We start from the raw sequence: 17053 nt of genomic DNA on the forward strand, positions 1-17053 counted from the left end.
GTTCGGCTTCCGAGTCCCTTTCCCCTTCTCCGCCGACGGTCCGCCCCCAACCACTTCGCGGCCCCTTCCCCCCAACCTGCCTGAGGCTCCCGATGACCTTCCCGTCCAGCTTGGAGAGCACGTTCCCCCGTACAGTCCGCGTGCATCGTACGAGCGGCCCCGATCCCGATCGCCGGCGGTTCCCGGTCCGCGCCGAGGGACTCTGATGCGTCTTGTCTACCACCCGGCCGGCCATGACGACGACCTGCGTGTGGCCCTGGTCGAGCTTCAGACGGGACGCTGGAAGCCCGCGCAGGAACTGCTGTGGAAGACGGGCACGCACTGGACCTTGCGAACGTCACGCACCCAGTTACTGGCCGTGGCGGCAGCCCGGTCGGACGTGGTCGACGTCTGGCTCGCCGAGGAGCCCGACAGCTACGACGCGCAGCTGATGGCTGTTCGCGTCGCGGTCGAGAGGGCGCTCCGTGCGCACCGTCAACAACACCCGCGGACCCTGGAGTTCGAGACACGGGCGCGGCGTGCGGCGCTGCTGGCTGCTCGTAGTGCGCCCCACGACCCCGTGCCGTGGGTGTGCCTGCTGGCCCTGGCCCAGGTCGACACACGGCAACTGCGGCAGGAGCACCGAATGAGGTCCGCCGAGCCGATGCTGCCTAGCGGTCCGTGGGGGCTCCTCTACGAGGTCAACCAACGTGATCCGTACAACCGTGAGGCCTACCACCGCGTGCTGCAGTTCCTGCTCTCCCTCGACGGTCTGCGGGCCTCTGCCCTGGCGGCGGTCGTCGACTTCGGTTGGTCGGTGGCGGGACAGAGGCCTGTCGGCTCGCCACTGCTGCTTCTGCCCGCGTACGCGCAGATCGAGCAGCGTCGGGCCCGAGTGGATCCGCTGTGGCGACGGCAGTGGGCGGAGGATCCCGCGCTCGGCTACACACAGAACGCCTTCCACGACTGGTTCCGGAAGGCGCCTCCCGGTCTGTGCTCAGTGGCCGATCTGAACCATCTCGCCTACGCGTTGTGGGCGGGTCATCAATACCTTGAAGCGGCCGAGGTCTTCGAGGCGATGGGTCCCTACGCGGCGCGTGAGCCCTGGGCCTCGGTGCACGACGGTGCGGCAACTGCGGACCCCGGCGAGGCACTGCTGTTTCGCGCCCGCGCCGAGTCCCGCTCCTATGCCCGGAAACGCATGCCTCGCGACGGGCCGCACCCGTGATCGACCGCCGGTGCTCACTCCGTGCCGATTGGCATGAACCTGTCTAACTGTCTGTTTCTCGCACTCCTTCGGAGGCCGTCCAGTGTCCCGCTCAGCTCCGCACCACCGCGCCCAGCGGCAGAAGTCCGATGACGCGTATCTGAGGGAACTCGGATACGAACCCGTGCTGACCCGACGCATGGGTCCGTTCGGGAACTTCGCGCTCAGCTTCTCGATCATCAGCGTCCTGTCCGGGTGCATGACCCTCTTCGGCTTCGGACTCACCACGGGAGGCCCGGCCGTCATGCTGTGGGGCTGGGCTCTGGTGGGCCTGATGGTGCTGATCGTCGGTGCCGCGCTCGCCGAGGTCACCTCCGCCTATCCGGTGTCCGGCGCCCTGTACTTCATGGCCAGCAAGCTCGGCGGTCCCCGCTGGGGCTACGGCACCGGCTGGCTCAATTTGCTCGGATTGATGGGAGGGATGGCCGGCGGCTGCTATGGGACCGCCCTTTTCGCCGGCGCCTGGCTCAACCTCCAATGGGGTTTCACGCCCACCCCGGAACGCACGCTGGTGATCTTCGCGGTCATCCTGCTGCTGCTCGCCATGCTCAACCTGTTCGGCGTACGCCTGGTCAGCATCCTGAACTCGATCAGCGTGTGGTGGCACCTCGGCGGCGTCGCGGTCATCGTCGGAGCGCTGGCGTTCGTGCCCTCCCACCACCAGCCGGCGAGCTTCGTGTTCGGCGAGTTCACCAACCACACGGGCTGGAGCAACCCCCTCTACGTCGGGCTGCTGGGGCTCCTGCTGGCCCAGTACACCTTCAGCGGCTACGACGCCTCCGCCCACCTCTCCGAGGAGACCGAGCACGCGCAGGTCAGCGCCGCCCGGGGCATCGTCCGCTCGATCTTCTGGTCGTGGGTCGTCGGCTTCGTACTGCTCGCCGGCATGTTGTTCGGCCGCCCTGGGGGTGTCGGTGGTCATGCTGCCCCCTCCGCCCGCGGAGTGGTCATCTTGGCACGCATGGCGCGGAGTCCGTCCAGGAAGTCGGCAAGGTTGTCGATCACGGTGTCGAACTCGGCCGTGGTCAACAGGACACCTTCTCCGCCGGAGTTGAAGGATACGTTCGGCGCCTCGTCGACGAGGGTCTCGTCCGATGCAAGTTGTGCGGACAGCAGCTCGTCATGGTGAACGCGCATGCCTGCGGGGACGGGCAGGCGGAGTTCGGCACCGATGTGCTCGGTGAGGATCTTGCCGTCGTCGTAGCGGTGGCCGATGCAGGCTCCAGGAGCGCACCACGGGTAATGACGGGGTTCGACGGGCGGTGCCGCGTCTTTACCCAGGTGGGTGATGAGGCTGCGGACGACGTTCACGCGCAGGTCAGGGTCCTGGCCGGCCGGAACGATGACGAGGCGGCGACCATCCCGCGGGAGGAGGTAATGGGCGTAGAACTTGCCACGAAGGTACTCGTCGGGGCTGGTGGTGTCCCACTCCACCAGTTGCAGGTTGTACTCGGTGGTTAGGGAATAGAGGGCGCTGCCGGGGCTGGGGACGAGGTTGGTCATCGTGGCTGTGGTCATGCGCGCACCGCGCCCTCGCTGCACTTCGTCAGGACGCGGTGGAGGTTAGCGGTGGGGACGAAGCCGGACTGGCAGCCGTGGGTGAGCTGGATCCGGGTATCCATCTCCTCCAGACTTGTGGGCAGGCCGCCGATGACAGCCACCATGCGCAGCGGCTTGACGGGGATGAGTGAGCAGTAGTCGGAAGGCACGCTGGGGACGTGCTGGTTGCTCGGGTGTGGCGTAGCCGCTGATACCTCAGGCTGTACTTTGGTGTTCACGCATGTGTCCGATCTGTCTATCTGGCGATTGCCATGTTGCGTGCCTGGCGGGAGCGGTTGACGGAATCCCGGATCAGCCCGGTGCGCGAACACCGGATGAGGGTGATGGCTTCTGTCTTGTCCTCGCAGTCGCCCGGGTAAGAGTGATCCAGAGGTGCATCCCTCCATCGAGGGACGGCGTCAACGTGAGCAAGGCGAGCTTCGTCCCGAAGGGAGCAGATCAGCAGCGTCAAGGCTGTTGGGAGGCGAAGCCGTGATGTCGGTCTCCATACCTGAGCCTCGGTTTTTGCGGCCCTGCCCGCATCTCCGGCGGTGACGAAGAAGCGGAGGGTCTCGTCCACGTCCTGGACGTCCTCAGCCCCAGGAGAGTTGCCCGATAGGCGTCTGGCCGCGCGGGGTGGGCACGGTGGGCGCGGCGTGGGTGATGCGGTGGGTCAGAGTCGTGTTGCGGCGCTGTGTGTGGTTGTTGGCGACGGCTCGTTCGACGGCCTTGCTCTGGCCGATGAGCATGACGCCTTGGCGGGCGCGGGTGACGGCGGTGTAGAGCAGGTTGCGCTGGAGCAGCATTATCCCGGCCGCGTTGATCATGGGGACGATGACGTACGGGTATTCGCTGCCCTGGGAGCGGTGGACGGTCAGGGCGTAGGCGTGGACCAGTTCATCGAGGTCGGTGAAGGGATAGGTCGCGGTCTCACCGTCGGTGAACGTGACGGTGAGTTGGTGGGCTTCGGAGTCGAGTGCGGTGATGGTGCCACTGCTGCCGTTGAAGACGCCCGCCTCGCCTCGGTGAGAGTTGTTGCGGATCTGCTGGACGCGGTCGCCGAGCCGGAAGGCCGTCCCGCCGTGGTAGTGCTGGGGTTTGTTCGGCGCGGGTGGGTTGAGCCGCTGCTGGAGACGCAGGTTGAGGTCTGTCATGCCGGCGATGTTCTTCTTGCCTGGGCACAGGACCTGGATGTCCTCCGGCCGGGTCTTGAAGTGTTCGGGCATGAGTTCGCAGACCAGGTTGACTACACGCTGGGCGATGTCTTCGGCGACCGGCACGGGCCGGTTCCAGAACGCCTTGGGGTCGTTGTGCGGGAGTTCACCGTGCAGGATGCGGTGGGCGTTCGTCACGATCGCGGCGCTGTCGTCGTGCTGGCGGAAGATTCTGGTGAGCCGGGTGCGCGGGATGTCCTCGACATCGAGCAGGTCCCGCAGGACGCGGCCGGGGCCGACGCTCGGCAGCTGGTCGATGTCGCCCACCAAAAGGAGGTGGCAGCCGTCGCGCACGGCGGCGAGCAACTTGCGGGCCAGGGCGAGGTCGAGCATGGACGCCTCGTCGACGATCACTACGTCCGCGGTCTCCAGCACGCTGGCGTGGTCGAAGAGAGAGTCGCCGTCGGGCGGGCGGATCAGGCGGTGCACGGTCATCGCAGCCTGTCCGCAGGTCTCCTCCAGCCGCTTGGCGGCCTTTCCCGTCGGAGCGGCAAGCGCGACGATGGCGCCGGCTTCGTCGGCGACCTCCACCAGGGTGCGCAACGTGTGGGTCTTGCCGCAGCCCGGTCCACCCGTCAGGACGGATACTGGCCGGGTCAGCGCGGTGTGGATCGCCTGGTACTGCTCGTCTGTCAGCCCTGCCGTCTCTGCTGTGGTGAGCTCGGTCAACCGCTCGCTCCATGGGGCGAGTTCGGCCAGCGCGGGCGAGGAGCCGAGGAGGCGCCGTACGTGCCAGGCGAGCTGGTTCTCGTCGCGGTGCCAGCGCGCGAGCTGGGCGATCTCGGTGTCCGCCGTCGTGTCGGAGCCGTCCATCACAGGCAGCGGGAACGTCTCGGTGACCAGCTCGCCCTGTCCGCGCAGCACCTCCAAGGCGTGGCGCAGGACCGCGTCGTCGAGGATTTCGGCGGTGGCCGGGTCGTTGTCGGACAGCAGGTGGCGGGTGCGGGTGAGCAGCACGCGTACGGGCAGGTGGCAGTGGCCCTGGCCGCCGGCCTGGTCGAGTTCGTGGAGCAGCGCGGCCTGGAGGCGTTCGTCGCTGTGTTTGGGTACGCCCACGGCGAGCGCGATCTTGTCGGCGTTGTGGAACCCGACGCCGTGCACGTCCCGGCACAGTCGGTAGGGGGTACGGCGCACGATGTCGATCGGATCGTCGTCGGTGTCGGTGTAGGCGGTGTAGATCTTCACCGCGAGACCCGGGGTGATCCCCAGGTTCTGCAGGAACAGCATGATCTCGGCGATGGCCTTCTGTTCTTGCCAGGCTGCCGTGATCCGGCCGAGCCGGATCACGCCGATGTTGTGCACCGCCAGCAGCCGCTGCGGCTCGGTGTCGATGACCTTTAGTGTCTGTGCGCCGAATGTGTCCACGATCGAGGAGGCGAGGACCGGGCCGATGCCGCGGATCATGCCGGAGGCGAGATAGAGGCGAATCGCCCGTTCGTCTGCAGGCATAGTCCGTTCACACTGCTCGACCGTGAACTGTCTTCCGTGGCGAGGGTGTTGGGTCCACGTGCCGCGCAGGCGCAGGCTCTCCCCAGGCTGCACGCCGAAGAGCGCCTTGCCGAGCGCGGTGATGGTCTCCTCATCGCCGGTTGTGGCGGCCAGCCGGAGCACTGTGCGCTCGTCGTAGCTGATGTGCAGCAGGTGATCCACGACGCCCTCGACCACATCGGGGGCCTCCAGGGACACTTGATGTGCCACGTGCTCTGTCTCCAAAGATGCGTACAGCGTCGGATCAGGCCAGGTCGTGGTGCGGCAAGGGCAAGCATGAACCTCCAGGCGACGGTCTGTCGCACGGCCGAAGGATTCTGCTCACCGGAACGAGCGACAAGACGGTCCAGGAAACTGGGACTGTGTAATTCAGATGGCCCGTTTGCAGGTGCCGGGTGAGACCCGACAGCGGTACGGAGCCGGGCGGCGGGAAGCTGGTAGGTCTTGCCGTCGTACGTCCCCGGGAGCGCGCGCTACGGTCGGGGTCGTGGCTGAGGGATGGGACGAGGACGGGCTGCGGGTCGTGCGCGGCGCGCTCCACACACAGGACGGGGCGGCTCTGCTTGCCGCGTTGCGCCGTGGACCCGCGAGTGAAGTGCTGCAGCTGGCTGGCGATGGGGTGGCGGAAGCGGCAGCGCGAGGACTGCCGGAGGCCGCGGAGATGGCGACCTTGTTTCTCGGCGCGCTCCAGGGGCGCGGCTTCCAGGGCGATGAGGAGCTGGCGGAGCGGCTGAGCTCGGTTACGGGAGACGCGGCGGTCCCCCTCCTGCGCCCGATTCCAGTCGATATGGAGATGCTCGCCATGCTGCTGGAGGGCGATCCGGCTGAGTCCGGAGGCCGACTCGATCTGTCTACTGGGGAGTGCTGGCCGGCGTTCAGTGAGGAGCTGGAGGCTGAGCCCCCGGCCGAGGAGACGGATGATCCCGAGCGATGGCTGCGGATTCCGGCTCTGCGCTCGCGGGCCGGTTACCGGGACATGGAGCTGTTCATCGACGGGCTCGGCGGCGCTGCCCTGGCCGACCAGCTGCGGATCGCCATCGGCGGGCGGGGCGCCTTCCGGCAGTTCAAGGACATCCTCGCTCATGACCAGCGCTCCTGGCGCCGGTACCACCGGTTCTGCGATGAGCGACAGCGCGGTCGGGCCCGCGCCTGGCTGGCCGAGGAGGGCTATCGCCCGAGTCTCCCTGTAATGCGGTGGACGGTGCGATCCTGACTCGCGTAGGAGCGGGAGGAGGTGGCCCTCATACCGCTGTACCGCAGCCGAAGGCTCCCCTAATCCGTACAGTGCGAGGCCTAGAGCGTGCGCGCATGCCCGGGTGCTGCGATGGTCGCAGCCGACCATCGCCTGCACCTTCCTCGTCTGTCCGGAGTTGCAGCTCCAAGCCGGGCCTTGTTGAATGCCTACAGTCCAACCGTGCTCAGCTGAGAATCGCGCCTCATGCTCAGCGGGGCGGTCCCTGGATCGCGCAGGTGACGGCGATGGGAGGCCACGGGGAGGCCGGACGCCTTTGGACCAGATAGACAAGACAACACGGGGCAGAACCCCGGATGTGTTCTGATCAGGTAAAACTAGATCTGGCGGCACAGAACGGCACCTCGCGTCACGATCACTAGTGTTCTCGTAATGCGTAGGTCTCGGGTTCGAATCCCGAAGGCGGCTCTGAGGGACCCCAGGACTCACTCGCCGTGACCTGGGGTTTCTTGTTTTGGTTGACCTTGGAATCCGGGCCAATCGGGCACCTGTGACCTACGCATCGCAATGCGTAGGTCTGAGATCGACCGCCAGTGAGCGTTTCGGCTCGTAGGGGGGGGGTCTCGTCGCCTCTGTGGCGTCCTGGCGATGATCGGCCGTGAGTGCACGCAGTAGCCGATCGAGGCAAGGCAATCGAAGGTGCGCCTGCGTCGGTGGCGGTTTCCAGGGGGCCTCGTCCCATTTCGGAGCGAGATCAGATCTTCAGGTTCGGTGCTCTGGATGCGATCGTCGGGCAACTGGAGCTCGGCGCCGATCAGTTCACGACTGTGCTGGTCGAACCTGAGCTTGTCGGGGGTGTCCACAGCCAGGCTGACTGCCGAGGTATCGCGCAGGAACCGCCCGCGTTCCTCGACGTTTGCGTACATCGCGATGCGCACACGGAAGTCCCGGAAGTCCAAACATGGGGTGATGTGCAGTGGGGAGTGCCACCTCGTCCCCAGCGCCTTCACGACACGGAAACGCCCCGTGTCGAACTCGGTCACCAGTTTCCGTAGTCGTCGACCATGGTGGCGATGAGGTCGAGCAGGGCATCGGCCCGGTGCCGGTCCTCTTGTTGGTTGCGCAGGGCTTCATCGGCCGCCTGGAGGCGGGCCAGGGCTGCCGGTTCGCCGTCCACCAGGTCATCGACCAGCGGCGTGGTGACCAGGTCCAGACACTCGGTGAGCAGTCGACGGGTGGGGTCGGACGGCAGGTGGGGATCGGGGTCGGCCAGCCCGGGGGTCAAGTACCGGGCGGGGTCGGTCAGGCTCCAGCCGACGACTGCGCCCTGCTGGACAAGGAGCGCTACGTCTGGGGCGATGCCGATGCGGGCCTCCAGTGGCTCGTCGAGGACGCCGAGGTCGCGCAGACAGGTCAGCACGGTATCGCCGGGGGCACGGCACAGAACCGTGCACATTTCATGCCGGAAGTTCTTGACCTCGTCCGCACGGAGCCCGCCCGGGCGTACTGCGGGCATGACGGGAAGGCGGGCGGCGTCCTCGGCGGAGGCGGACTCCTCCGGCATCCGGAATTCGGCCCCGACCAGCTGTCGGCCGCTCGGGTCGAAGCGGAACACGTCAGGGAGGTCCCAGAGCCAGTCCTGGCTGCCGAACGTGTCCGCGAGGAACTTTTCTCGTTCCACCCTGTCCGCATAAGGGGAAACGATCAAGAAAGTACCCAGGAGCCGGGGAACGAGGTGGAGTGGTTCGTCCGTCACGGTCGCCCACCAGCCGCCGTTGAACTTCAGTTTCGTCGTCATCACTGCCTCATCTGATCCGCACTGCCGGAGGCTGGAAGCCGCCGTCCTTGGCGGGAATCGTGCCCTTCACGATGGCCTCGTCAGTCACCGGCGCACCGGGGTCCGTGGGCTTGCCGCCGAGCGCGTTGGCCCCGGAGTGGCCCTTGATGCCCGATGGTCCGTACGCCGTGGCGGCACCTCTGACCGGGCAGCCTGCAGTGCGGCTGCGACTGAGGGTGCGGATTCCGGACCGGCCGATACCATGCCGGTCGCCGTGGCTGTCACCACCGAGGATGACTTTGCGATGGCGAACTTGCTGTTGTCCGAGGGTGGTCGCGGTACAGGGAGAACCTCGGCAAGGGACGCCGACGCGTGGCCCGTGCACAGAAGCGTCTGATCCGCGATGTCCGCAAGCGCCGACCTGGGCGACTGGGGCTCGGTCTCGTTCGTTGCCCCCGCCGATTCCGTCGGCTCCGCGCCGCCCACAGCGTCTTCCCCCCCCCACCGGAAATGTCTTGTTCGACTGCGGATATTTTCGACCAGTGAACAAAGTGTCATGTTCACACGCGCGGACTGATGCAGGCAACGCGCATCGGATCAGCAACATGCAAAGCATCGGTCAACTGTCCGAGTTGGCAAGGGAATCGACGCTGGTGCGGAACGTGTTCGTCGATTGGACCGGGCTCCGCCGCCACCCGGTGCGGCGGCAGCTGTGGAACTTCGCAGGCCGGGCATGGGACGGCCCGAGGCGTCGCGCTGCGAGCGCGGCGCGGGCTTGCGAAATGGACTGTCCGACGACGGCGGCTTCGAAGAGCTCAAGGAATCCTGAGCCAAGAGGCGCCTCAACTCGGCGTTCTTCGCCCGCAGCTCGACATTGTCGCTCCTGCGCCGGGCCGCGTCCCGCTGCAGATCCGCGATCACCCTCACAAGGTCGTCGTCGTACGACGGCTGACGCTTCGCGAGTGCCACAGGCAGACCAACGACACGATAACCCGCAGGTCGAACAAGGACCTGAGCAGTCATCAGCCATCGATCAGCCCCCGTATGCCCACCAGTCGTCGAACCCGGGAGAATCGGAAGGAAGCCGTATCTCCCCCTTGTCGGCTCCCGGTGTGCAAACATCCCGCTGGGAGCGTGCTCGGCGCGAGGAGGCTGAGCGCTGTGGATGGGGGTGGAATGCGACTTCAGATCAGAATGTCGGACGGAGACGGCTCCGAACTGAAGGATCTGTACCGCTGGCTTCGTGACGACGATGACGGACCGGACGAGGTCCGGTTGGACAGCGATCCCACGCCCGGTGGCATGGGTGGTCTGGAGTTCGTCGACGTGATCGTCACCCAGGCCGTGGCGGTGGGCAACCTGGCCCTCGCGTACGCGAGTTGGCGCAGCGCGCGCTGCCGGAGTGCGGCCAGGTTCACCTTCGCCCGGCCCTCGGACGGGGTGACGATCACGCTGGAGAACGCGGAGCCGGAGACAGTGCGGCGGCTGGTCGAGGCACTGTCGGCGCCGGACGAGGCCGGTGTGTCGGGGCGGGAGCCTGGCGGTGCCGATGGAACTGGCTGACCCCTCGGGCTCCTACGCCGTGCTCATCGGTTCGTCGACCTTCGCCAGCGACAAGCTGGAGGACCTCCCGGCGGTGAAGAACAACATCTCCGCCCTGGGGGAACTCCTGGAGGACTCCACCGTCTGGGGTCTGCCCCGGGGGCACTGCATCCGGGTGACGGACCCGGCCTCCGCCGCGGAGGTCCTCGACGTCATCCACGACACCGCCCGGCGTACCGAGGACACCCTGCTCATCTATTACGCGGGCCACGGACTCACCCACCCCGACATCGACGGGCTGCTTCTCACCCTGCCGTCCTCCGACCCCGACCGTCCGTACACCACGGTGAACTTCGACGAGATCCGCCGGGAGATCCTCAACGCGGGCAGGAACGTGAACAAGGTGGTGATCCTCGACTGCTGCTACAGCGGCCAGGCCATCACCGGGGGAATGAGCGGGCCGGTGGAGATGGCGGAGCAGGCGCGGATCGCCGGTTCCTATCTGCTGACCGCGTCCGCGGCCACCCGGCTGGCCCAGGCGCCGCCCGGAGAGCCGTACACGGCCTTCACCGGTGAGCTGGTGCACCTCCTGAACGGTGGTACGCCGGACGGCGGGGACGTACTGGAAGTCGGCAAGATCTACGAGCACCTGCACAGCGAACTGCGAGCCAAGGGGCGGCCGTTGCCGCAACAGCGGCTGAGCAACGCGGGACGGACCCTCGCGTTCGCCCGCAATCGCTACAGCGTCAGGTTGCAGGACCGGACGACGGCTCGTGAGACTCCCGAGGACCGTATCCCGGAACGACTGAGGGCCGCGCTTCGGAACCAGCCGCGCGCCATCATCGCCCACGCCACCCGGCTGCGGGAGGGCGAGGACCCCGCGGACACCGCGCTGGCGGACGAACTGCTCTCCCTCGCTGCCCAGTTGCGGCCGGCACAGGAAGTCGCGGCTCTGGTGTGGCTGCTGCGCGGCGGAACGCGAACACAGGACGCTGACATCGTGCTGCTGGCCGCGTCCGGACGCAGGGCACAGGACATCGTCGAACTCGTCGACGCCCTCCACGCCATGGACAACAGCGAGGACGTCGATCAGCTACTGGGTGCCAGGGCGGAGTGCGCGGGGGACGAAGTCGCCGCGGTCGTGAAGGCGTTGCGCTCTGCTCAGCGTGTGACGGAAACCGAATGGCTGATGAACGCGGCGATCGACAGGCTGCGTACGACCGAGCAGATCCTGGACCTGGCGGGCGCGTTGTGGTCGGCGGAGATGGGTGCGGACGCCGACCGGGTACTGAAGGCAGCGACGACGTCATCCTTGGAAGAGACCGCCCGGCTGGCGGACGCGCTGCTGGTGATGGGCCAGAAGGAGAAGGCGTTCGAGCTGTATCGGCAGTCCGCCGCTGTCGTCTCCCGCAGACCGACAGCGGACATCGTGCGTGTATTGCAGGCCATGGACCAGGCCGACCACCCGCAAGCAGCCGACGAACTCCTGCGCGAAACGGTCCGGGCAACCACCACGCCCCCGCAGGTACAGGACTTCTGCGAGGTGCTGTGGTCCATGGGCATGGAATCCCGGGCCCAGTCCGTACTGAGATGGTCGGCGACCGGGCTCACCACCGCGGACACCATCGCGCTGGGCGACTCCCTGCGTGCGGCCGGCCATGAATCGGCTGTCCTGTATCTGCTGCGTCAGGCCGCTTCCCTCGGCCCGATCGAGCGGATCAGCGAATTCATCGACGCCCTCCGCGAGGCGGGGCGCCCGGTGGACGGCAACCGGCTGCTGACCGACGTCGCCGACCGGCCCATCGCGGATGTCGCCGAACTCTGGTGCTGGCTCGAACAGCACGGCCGGACACGCGACCGCGATCGGCTGCTGAATGCGACAGCCGCTCGTTCACCGGGCGACCGGGCGGCCCTGCTGCAGGCACTGCACGCCCGGGGCCACGCCCACGACGACCTTCTCACCCCGATCGCGCTGGCCCCCACCGAAGAACTGCTCAGCAGCCTTCACACGCTGCGCGAACACCACCATCACCATGCGGCGGCCGGGCTGCTGCGCCACCTGGCCCGGGTCGACGCCACCACGGCGGCGCAGCGGCTGGCCGACTTCGAAGCAGTCCCGGACGACGGCGCCTCGATGGAAGCACTCATCCTCCGCATCTACCTCCGTCAAGGCCGAGGTGACGACAGCACACTCTCGTTGGACCAGAAGGACAAGGAGGCCATACGGGCACACGTGACCGGACATCCTCTGCAGCAACGCGTGGACGCCATGTCCGCACTGTGCGCCGCCGGACTCGACGCCTACGTGGAGCCGGCGCTCCATGGCGATACCAGCCTTATGCGAACACGTCCCATGCTCGAGTGCCTCACCGCCCTGCATCAGGCCTCGCTCACCGGCTGCGCGCATGCTCTGATCCGTGACACGGCTCGATGGAAGACCGCCGAGTCGTTCCGGGCACTGATCAGGACACTGGACGACGCGGACCTGGGCGCCTATGCCGAGTACGCTCGCACGTTGTCCAAGGGGCAGGAGCCAGTCCCCACGACAGAACCTCTCCCTCCCGCGCGCCCTTCCGCGCCGCCTTCAACACCCCTAAAAACCAGCCGCTGGAACCCGTTTCGTGCTCAGTCCTGAAGGACGGTGAAGCGGCGACTGATGGCTGCCACTGGCAGGGCGGTGCGGGCCAGGGTCTCCCGTAGACATCGGTCAGCCCAGGTAGGGATGGTTCCCTGAGAGGTAGTGGCCGACCTGCTCGCGCATGCCGGTGTGGATGTCGAGGCCGTCCAGTTCTTCGGTACGGGCCAACGCACCCCGTCAGCCTCGTCGTTCACTGTCGCAGCACCGCCGATCGGGCGGCCGATGTAGGCGGCTTCGGACTGTTGCCGGATCTCGCCGTCGGAGTGCTCGATGATGTGGGTCGGGTTGTGGAGAAATTCGCTGACGGATGGCTTGTAGAGGTTCTACAGCGACCTCCACGCGTCTCTCCGACCGGTCGACGGCATCGCTGCAGCCCAGAGGCAGCCCCGCTCGCGCGCCGGTGGGAGCCCCACCGGTGGACGGCCGGTGGACAGACGCCTTTGGACCGTGCATCACGTGGTGGTACAGGTCAACCTGCTGCATGTGCTCTGATCAGGGAAAACGACACAGGGCAGCACGACGAGGCGCCAAGCGGCATGATCGCCCGTGGTCTCGTAATGCGAAGGTCTCGGGTTCGAATCCCGAAGGCGGCTCTGTGGAAGCCTCAGGACTCACTCGCCGTGACCAGGGGCTTTTGCCGGATGCGGCGGCGGCCACGGGAGCGAGCCGCGCGGCAGTCTCCAGTCTCGGTTCTGGTCTCAGTTGGGGGTTCCGGCGCCGGTTCGGGGGCGGGCAGGCGCTCGTCATCGGCGGCGAGGTTCGTACGTGCGCTGAGTGGGCGGTGTACCGGGGCTGGGTCGTCTTCTGCGTGCGCGACGGCTCGATATGGCTGCGCTGCCGGATCGGCCACGAGACGGAGGAACCCGGCCTGGATGCGGCCTGGTGCAGCCGCAACTCCGGTCCGGCCGACCGGTTCCACCCCACCCTCGAACCGACGCGGCGACGGTGCCTGATTGATCCTTTGGACGGACATCTCGTCGCCACTCCACCGAGAGGGCATTTGACTTCGGCGGTACTCGGTGACCCGTACCGCGCGAAATGTGCCCAACTCTGCTGAAGGGGCTTGCCTTTGGCCCCGACGGTGGCCCAGTCGGTGCTGCCCAGCACCGGGCTGCCGACGCACGCCTCCTGCGTCCCCAGCAGGAAGGGCATCTCGGTGTCGTGCACGGCGCCGAGGCCCCTTTCTGCCTGCCGGTGCCCAGCCGAACTCGTACAGGGAAGCTGCTCCGCCGACGTCGAGCACCTGTTGCCCGATCGTGTGCGCCGGCTCGATGAAGGCCTTGTGGGACATCGCCGCGACGGCCGCCGATGGCGTACCGAGCAGCCGCTCCGCTACGGCTGGAGGACCGAGATCTCCAGCTCAGGGTCGAATCCGGAGTCCGCGGCGACCCTGCGGGCGAACTCGCGGACGCCCGCCAACTGGCGTTCGCCGAAGGAGAAGTCCAGAGCTTCGGTGTAGTAGCGGCGCAACGTCTGTTCGTCGAACGCCTCCCAGCGGGCGGCCTGCTCGCACACCTTGTCGACTTCGGCCATGGAGAGGTCCCGGGACTCCAGGAAGGCCCGGTGCACCTCGCGCACGATGCGAGGGTTCCGCTCCAAGTAGTCCTTGCGGACGGCCCAGGCCGCGAAAACGAACGGCAGACCGGTCCACGCCTTCCACATCTCGCCCAGGTCGTACACCCGCAGTCCCAGATCCTCGGCCTGGTGGAGGTAGGCGCGCAGCGCGACGTCACCGATGACGACCGCGGCGTCCGCGTCCTGCATCATCACCGGCAGGTCGGGCGGGCAGGTGAAGTACTCGGGGCGGACCCCTTCCCGTTCCTCCAGCAGCAGTCGAGCCAGGCGTACCGACGAGCGCGAGGTGGATCCCAGGGCGACCCGGCGCCCGTCCAGCTCGCGCAGGGGGACCTGGCTGACGATCAGGCAGGAGGTCACCGCGCCGTCGCTGCCCACCGCGATGTCCGGGAGCAGCACCAGGTCGTCGGCATGCTTGAGGTACTCCATGCAGGCGATCGGACCGATGTCCAAGGTCCCGTCGACCAGCAGACCGCTCAGCCGGTCCGGCGTGTCCTTGGTCAACTCCATGTCGAGCAAGGTGCCGGTGCGGGCAAGCCCCCAGTAGATCGGCAGGCAGTTGAGGAACTGGATGTGTCCGACCCGGGGACGCTTCTCCGCTTCATGCGGGACGCGGGCTACGTGTGAAATATCCACGTCCACAGGCTAGTACGTCAGATCCTGAAGGGACTGGTGCCTGTTGGGCGGTCGGGTTGTGACGTCTGGGGCAATGGCGCGCGAGGCCGAGACGGCGGAACGTCTGAGAACCGCGTCAGTTCGTACGGGGCCCGGTGCGAGCTTGATCCGGATCTCGGGGGGAGGGGGGAAGGCACGGCCCGTTCACGCAGTCCGCCCCTGGCCGAGTGGGTCCGGGCGAGCCGGTCGTACAGCCGGGACGAGCGAGGCCGGCTGTCGCACGCGCCCTCGCCATCACCCCGTCCTGTCCTGTCCTGTCCTGCCCGGCCATCGGCCTCGACGCTCAGCGCGTGGTCGGCGGCGTCCTCCATCAGCGCGTGGATCTCCTTCTCGCACGGGGAGATGGTCTCCTCCAGCGCTGGAGCCGCTGGTCGGCGTCGCGCGCGGCGTTCGCCTCCAACGGGGGTCCGGCCACGGCCACCGCCGAAGGATCGACCGGGTCACGTCGGCCGCACAGCGACAACACCCGCACGAGCAGCGGGTTCAAGACGGCACGGTGGCGTCGTACGAACCCCAGGCTCGCGGGAGGGTAGGCCGCGCCGCCCCGCCTGTCCCGTCGGCATGCCCGGACTCTCAACACCCGGCCCGGGGCGGCCAGTTGGGTCGAAGAACCGGCGGCCTACGATCCGACACGAGCCGGGAATCAGTGACCACGCTCCCGGACGATCCAGCGGAGTGAGGTCCCGGAGAGGGCGAACACCGCGCCGAGGGTCAGCCAGCCCCATACCGGGAACGGCAGTACGCCGCTTGTCATCACGACCGGTGCGAGGGATGTCGCTATGGACGTCCCCGATTGGAACAGGCCCTGGTAGGCGCCGGCTTGGCTGTCGGGTGCGAGGTCGTAGCTCAGCGCGGTGCTTGAGGCCGCGAAGTACACCTCGGCGATCGTCATGAGCAGTGCCGCGCCCAGGACCAGGACCGTCGCCGAGATCGCCGACCCGGACCGTGACACGACGAAGACCGCGCAGCCCACGGCCAGCAGCCATCCGGCGCGCTCGCCGAGCCGGGCCGCGCCGACGATGTTCTCGCTGCCCTTGCTCAGGCGAACCTGGAGCAAGGCGACGAGGGCTGTGTTCATCACGAGGGCCACGGCAACGATCGCCCGCGGCGCGGTCGTATCGCGGACCACCCACAGCGGCAGGCCGACTTCGAAGATGCCGAACTGGAGCGCCAGGACCGCGCATATCGCACTGAAGAGGATGTAACGCCGATCTCGCAGCACGCCCAGGCTTCGATGACCATGCTCGGTGACTACGGCGGTGGTCGCCCAGGCGATCGGAAGGCGGGCCAGCATGGCCGCCGCGACGATGAAGGTCAGACAGTCGACGACGATGACGGCGAAGTAGGCGGTGGACGTGTTCACGGCGAGCGCGATGCCGCCGACGCCCGCGCCGAGCCCGACCCCGACGTTGCTCAGCGCTCGAAGCTTCGCCCGTGCCTGAACCACGTTGTCCGGTGGCAGCGCTTTCGCCAGCAGTGCCCGGTACGCGACCACCGCCCCGCGATCCAGCGCGGTGATCGGGCAGATCAGCATGAGGAACAGCCAGAACGAATGGACCTGCGTATAACCCAGGATCCCCACGGCCTCCGCGAGCCAAAGGATCATCAGTACGCGAGGGGCGCCCCAGCGGTCGGCGGCCCAGCCGATCGGCACGGACGCGAGGACGCCGCAGGCGCCGCCGACAGCCAGTCCTGTGCCGAACTGGGCCGCCGTCATGTCCCCGACGTGCGTGAAGAACAGCGCACTGTTCACCCGGAACAGACCGTTGCCGAAGGTGTTGATCAGCGTCAGAGGGCCGAGCAGCCTGGCCCCGTCGTTCGAGGGCGCCCCGGAGCCTTTGGTCCGGCGCGCCCATGTCTTGGGTGGCGTGGACATCAGGCGGTGCCGGTCGGGTCGGCGATGTGCATGGTTGCTCCTCCATGGCTGTTCGTGTGCCGTGAGCGAGCGAGCGGGCTGGTCCGGGTGGGGGCTCGGCCGCTTCTTTCGCGGGGTGGCGCGGTGGCCTGGCTGCGGTGCGGGCGGCGCAGGGGTTTCTGTTGCCCGGTCAGGGGGTTTCTGTTGCCTCAAGACTGCGGATGAGGGGGGCGACGTGGGTGAAGAAGGTGTGCATTTCGTTGCGGGTGGGCCAGCCGGAGAAGATGAATTCGGTGATGCCGGCGGTTTTGT

Annotated in this window: 12 protein-coding genes, 1 tRNA gene and 1 pseudogene; 7 read left to right on the forward strand and 7 right to left on the reverse strand. The window is 67.5% G+C overall.

The features are described from left to right. Positions 1–205: 205 nt before the first annotated feature. Positions 206–1207 carry a hypothetical protein gene (locus ACIBK4_RS46825; protein ID WP_399005670.1) on the forward strand — a complete coding sequence of 334 codons (1002 nt, stop codon included), beginning with the start codon at positions 206–208 and terminating at the stop codon, positions 1205–1207. A 178-nt stretch (positions 1208–1385) separates the two neighbouring features. Next, a pseudogene (locus ACIBK4_RS46830) lies at positions 1386–2141 on the forward strand (amino acid permease); the annotation flags it as partial. Between the two features lie 23 nt (positions 2142–2164). Here the strand turns inward: ACIBK4_RS46830 and ACIBK4_RS46835 are convergent. Then, the gene (locus ACIBK4_RS46835) at positions 2165–2461 is read right to left on the reverse strand and encodes a DUF6907 domain-containing protein (RefSeq protein ID WP_399005701.1); all 297 of its coding nucleotides are present in this window, start codon (positions 2459–2461) and stop codon (positions 2165–2167) included. Between ACIBK4_RS46835 and ACIBK4_RS46840 the strand changes: the two genes are divergently transcribed. Continuing rightward, the gene (locus tag ACIBK4_RS46840) at positions 2369–2707 is read left to right on the forward strand and encodes a hypothetical protein (RefSeq protein ID WP_399005705.1); all 339 of its coding nucleotides are present in this window, start codon (positions 2369–2371) and stop codon (positions 2705–2707) included. The genes ACIBK4_RS46835 and ACIBK4_RS46840 overlap by 93 nt on opposite strands. 53 nt (positions 2708–2760) lie before the next feature. Here the strand turns inward: ACIBK4_RS46840 and ACIBK4_RS46845 are convergent, their stop codons facing one another. Beyond that, a complete protein-coding gene (locus ACIBK4_RS46845; protein ID WP_399005672.1) occupies positions 2761–2955 on the reverse strand; it encodes a hypothetical protein in 195 nt (64 codons plus the stop codon). A gap of 423 nt (positions 2956–3378) precedes the next feature. After that, entirely contained in the window at positions 3379–5697 is a 2319-nt protein-coding gene (locus ACIBK4_RS46850) for an ATP-dependent RecD-like DNA helicase (protein ID WP_399005674.1), read from the reverse strand. 277 nt (positions 5698–5974) lie between these two features. Between ACIBK4_RS46850 and ACIBK4_RS46855 the strand changes: the two genes are divergently transcribed. After that, positions 5975–6700, forward strand: a complete 726-nt coding sequence (locus ACIBK4_RS46855; RefSeq protein WP_399005676.1) for a UPF0158 family protein — start codon at positions 5975–5977, stop codon at positions 6698–6700. Between the two features lie 1018 nt (positions 6701–7718). Here the strand turns inward: ACIBK4_RS46855 and ACIBK4_RS46860 are convergent. Both ACIBK4_RS46860 and ACIBK4_RS46865 read right to left on the reverse strand, forming a co-directional pair. Then, positions 7719–8477: a hypothetical protein gene (locus tag ACIBK4_RS46860; protein WP_399005678.1), complete on the reverse strand. Its 759-nt coding sequence runs from the start codon at positions 8475–8477 to the stop codon at positions 7719–7721. A 576-nt stretch (positions 8478–9053) separates the two neighbouring features. Continuing rightward, positions 9054–9578 (reverse strand): DUF6444 domain-containing protein, encoded by a 525-nt coding sequence (locus tag ACIBK4_RS46865; protein ID WP_399005680.1) that lies wholly within the window; start codon positions 9576–9578, stop codon positions 9054–9056. 54 nt (positions 9579–9632) lie between these two features. Between ACIBK4_RS46865 and ACIBK4_RS46870 the strand changes: the two genes are divergently transcribed. The 3 genes from ACIBK4_RS46870 to ACIBK4_RS46880 all read left to right on the forward strand — a co-directional run bounded on the left by ACIBK4_RS46870 (position 9633) and on the right by ACIBK4_RS46880 (position 13229). Then, positions 9633–10019 (forward strand): hypothetical protein, encoded by a 387-nt coding sequence (locus ACIBK4_RS46870; RefSeq protein WP_399005682.1) that lies wholly within the window; start codon positions 9633–9635, stop codon positions 10017–10019. Next, positions 10006–12633, forward strand: a complete 2628-nt coding sequence (locus tag ACIBK4_RS46875) for a caspase family protein (RefSeq protein ID WP_399005684.1) — start codon at positions 10006–10008, stop codon at positions 12631–12633. The genes ACIBK4_RS46870 and ACIBK4_RS46875 overlap by 14 nt, the downstream gene beginning before the upstream one ends. A gap of 529 nt (positions 12634–13162) precedes the next feature. Further along, positions 13163–13229, forward strand: a tRNA-Ser gene (locus ACIBK4_RS46880). 739 nt (positions 13230–13968) lie between these two features. On the opposite strand, the gene ACIBK4_RS46885 is transcribed toward ACIBK4_RS46880, so the two are convergent. Next, entirely contained in the window at positions 13969–14841 is an 873-nt protein-coding gene (locus ACIBK4_RS46885; protein ID WP_399005703.1) for a menaquinone biosynthetic enzyme MqnA/MqnD family protein, read from the reverse strand. A 688-nt stretch (positions 14842–15529) separates the two neighbouring features. Further along, on the reverse strand, positions 15530–16762 hold the full coding sequence (locus ACIBK4_RS46890; protein WP_399005686.1) for an MFS transporter: 1233 nt from the start codon (positions 16760–16762) through the stop codon (positions 15530–15532). Positions 16763–17053 lie beyond the last annotated feature (291 nt).

The organism is Streptomyces sp. NPDC050528, assembly GCF_044457795.1.
Lineage (GTDB): Bacteria > Actinomycetota > Actinomycetes > Streptomycetales > Streptomycetaceae > Streptomyces.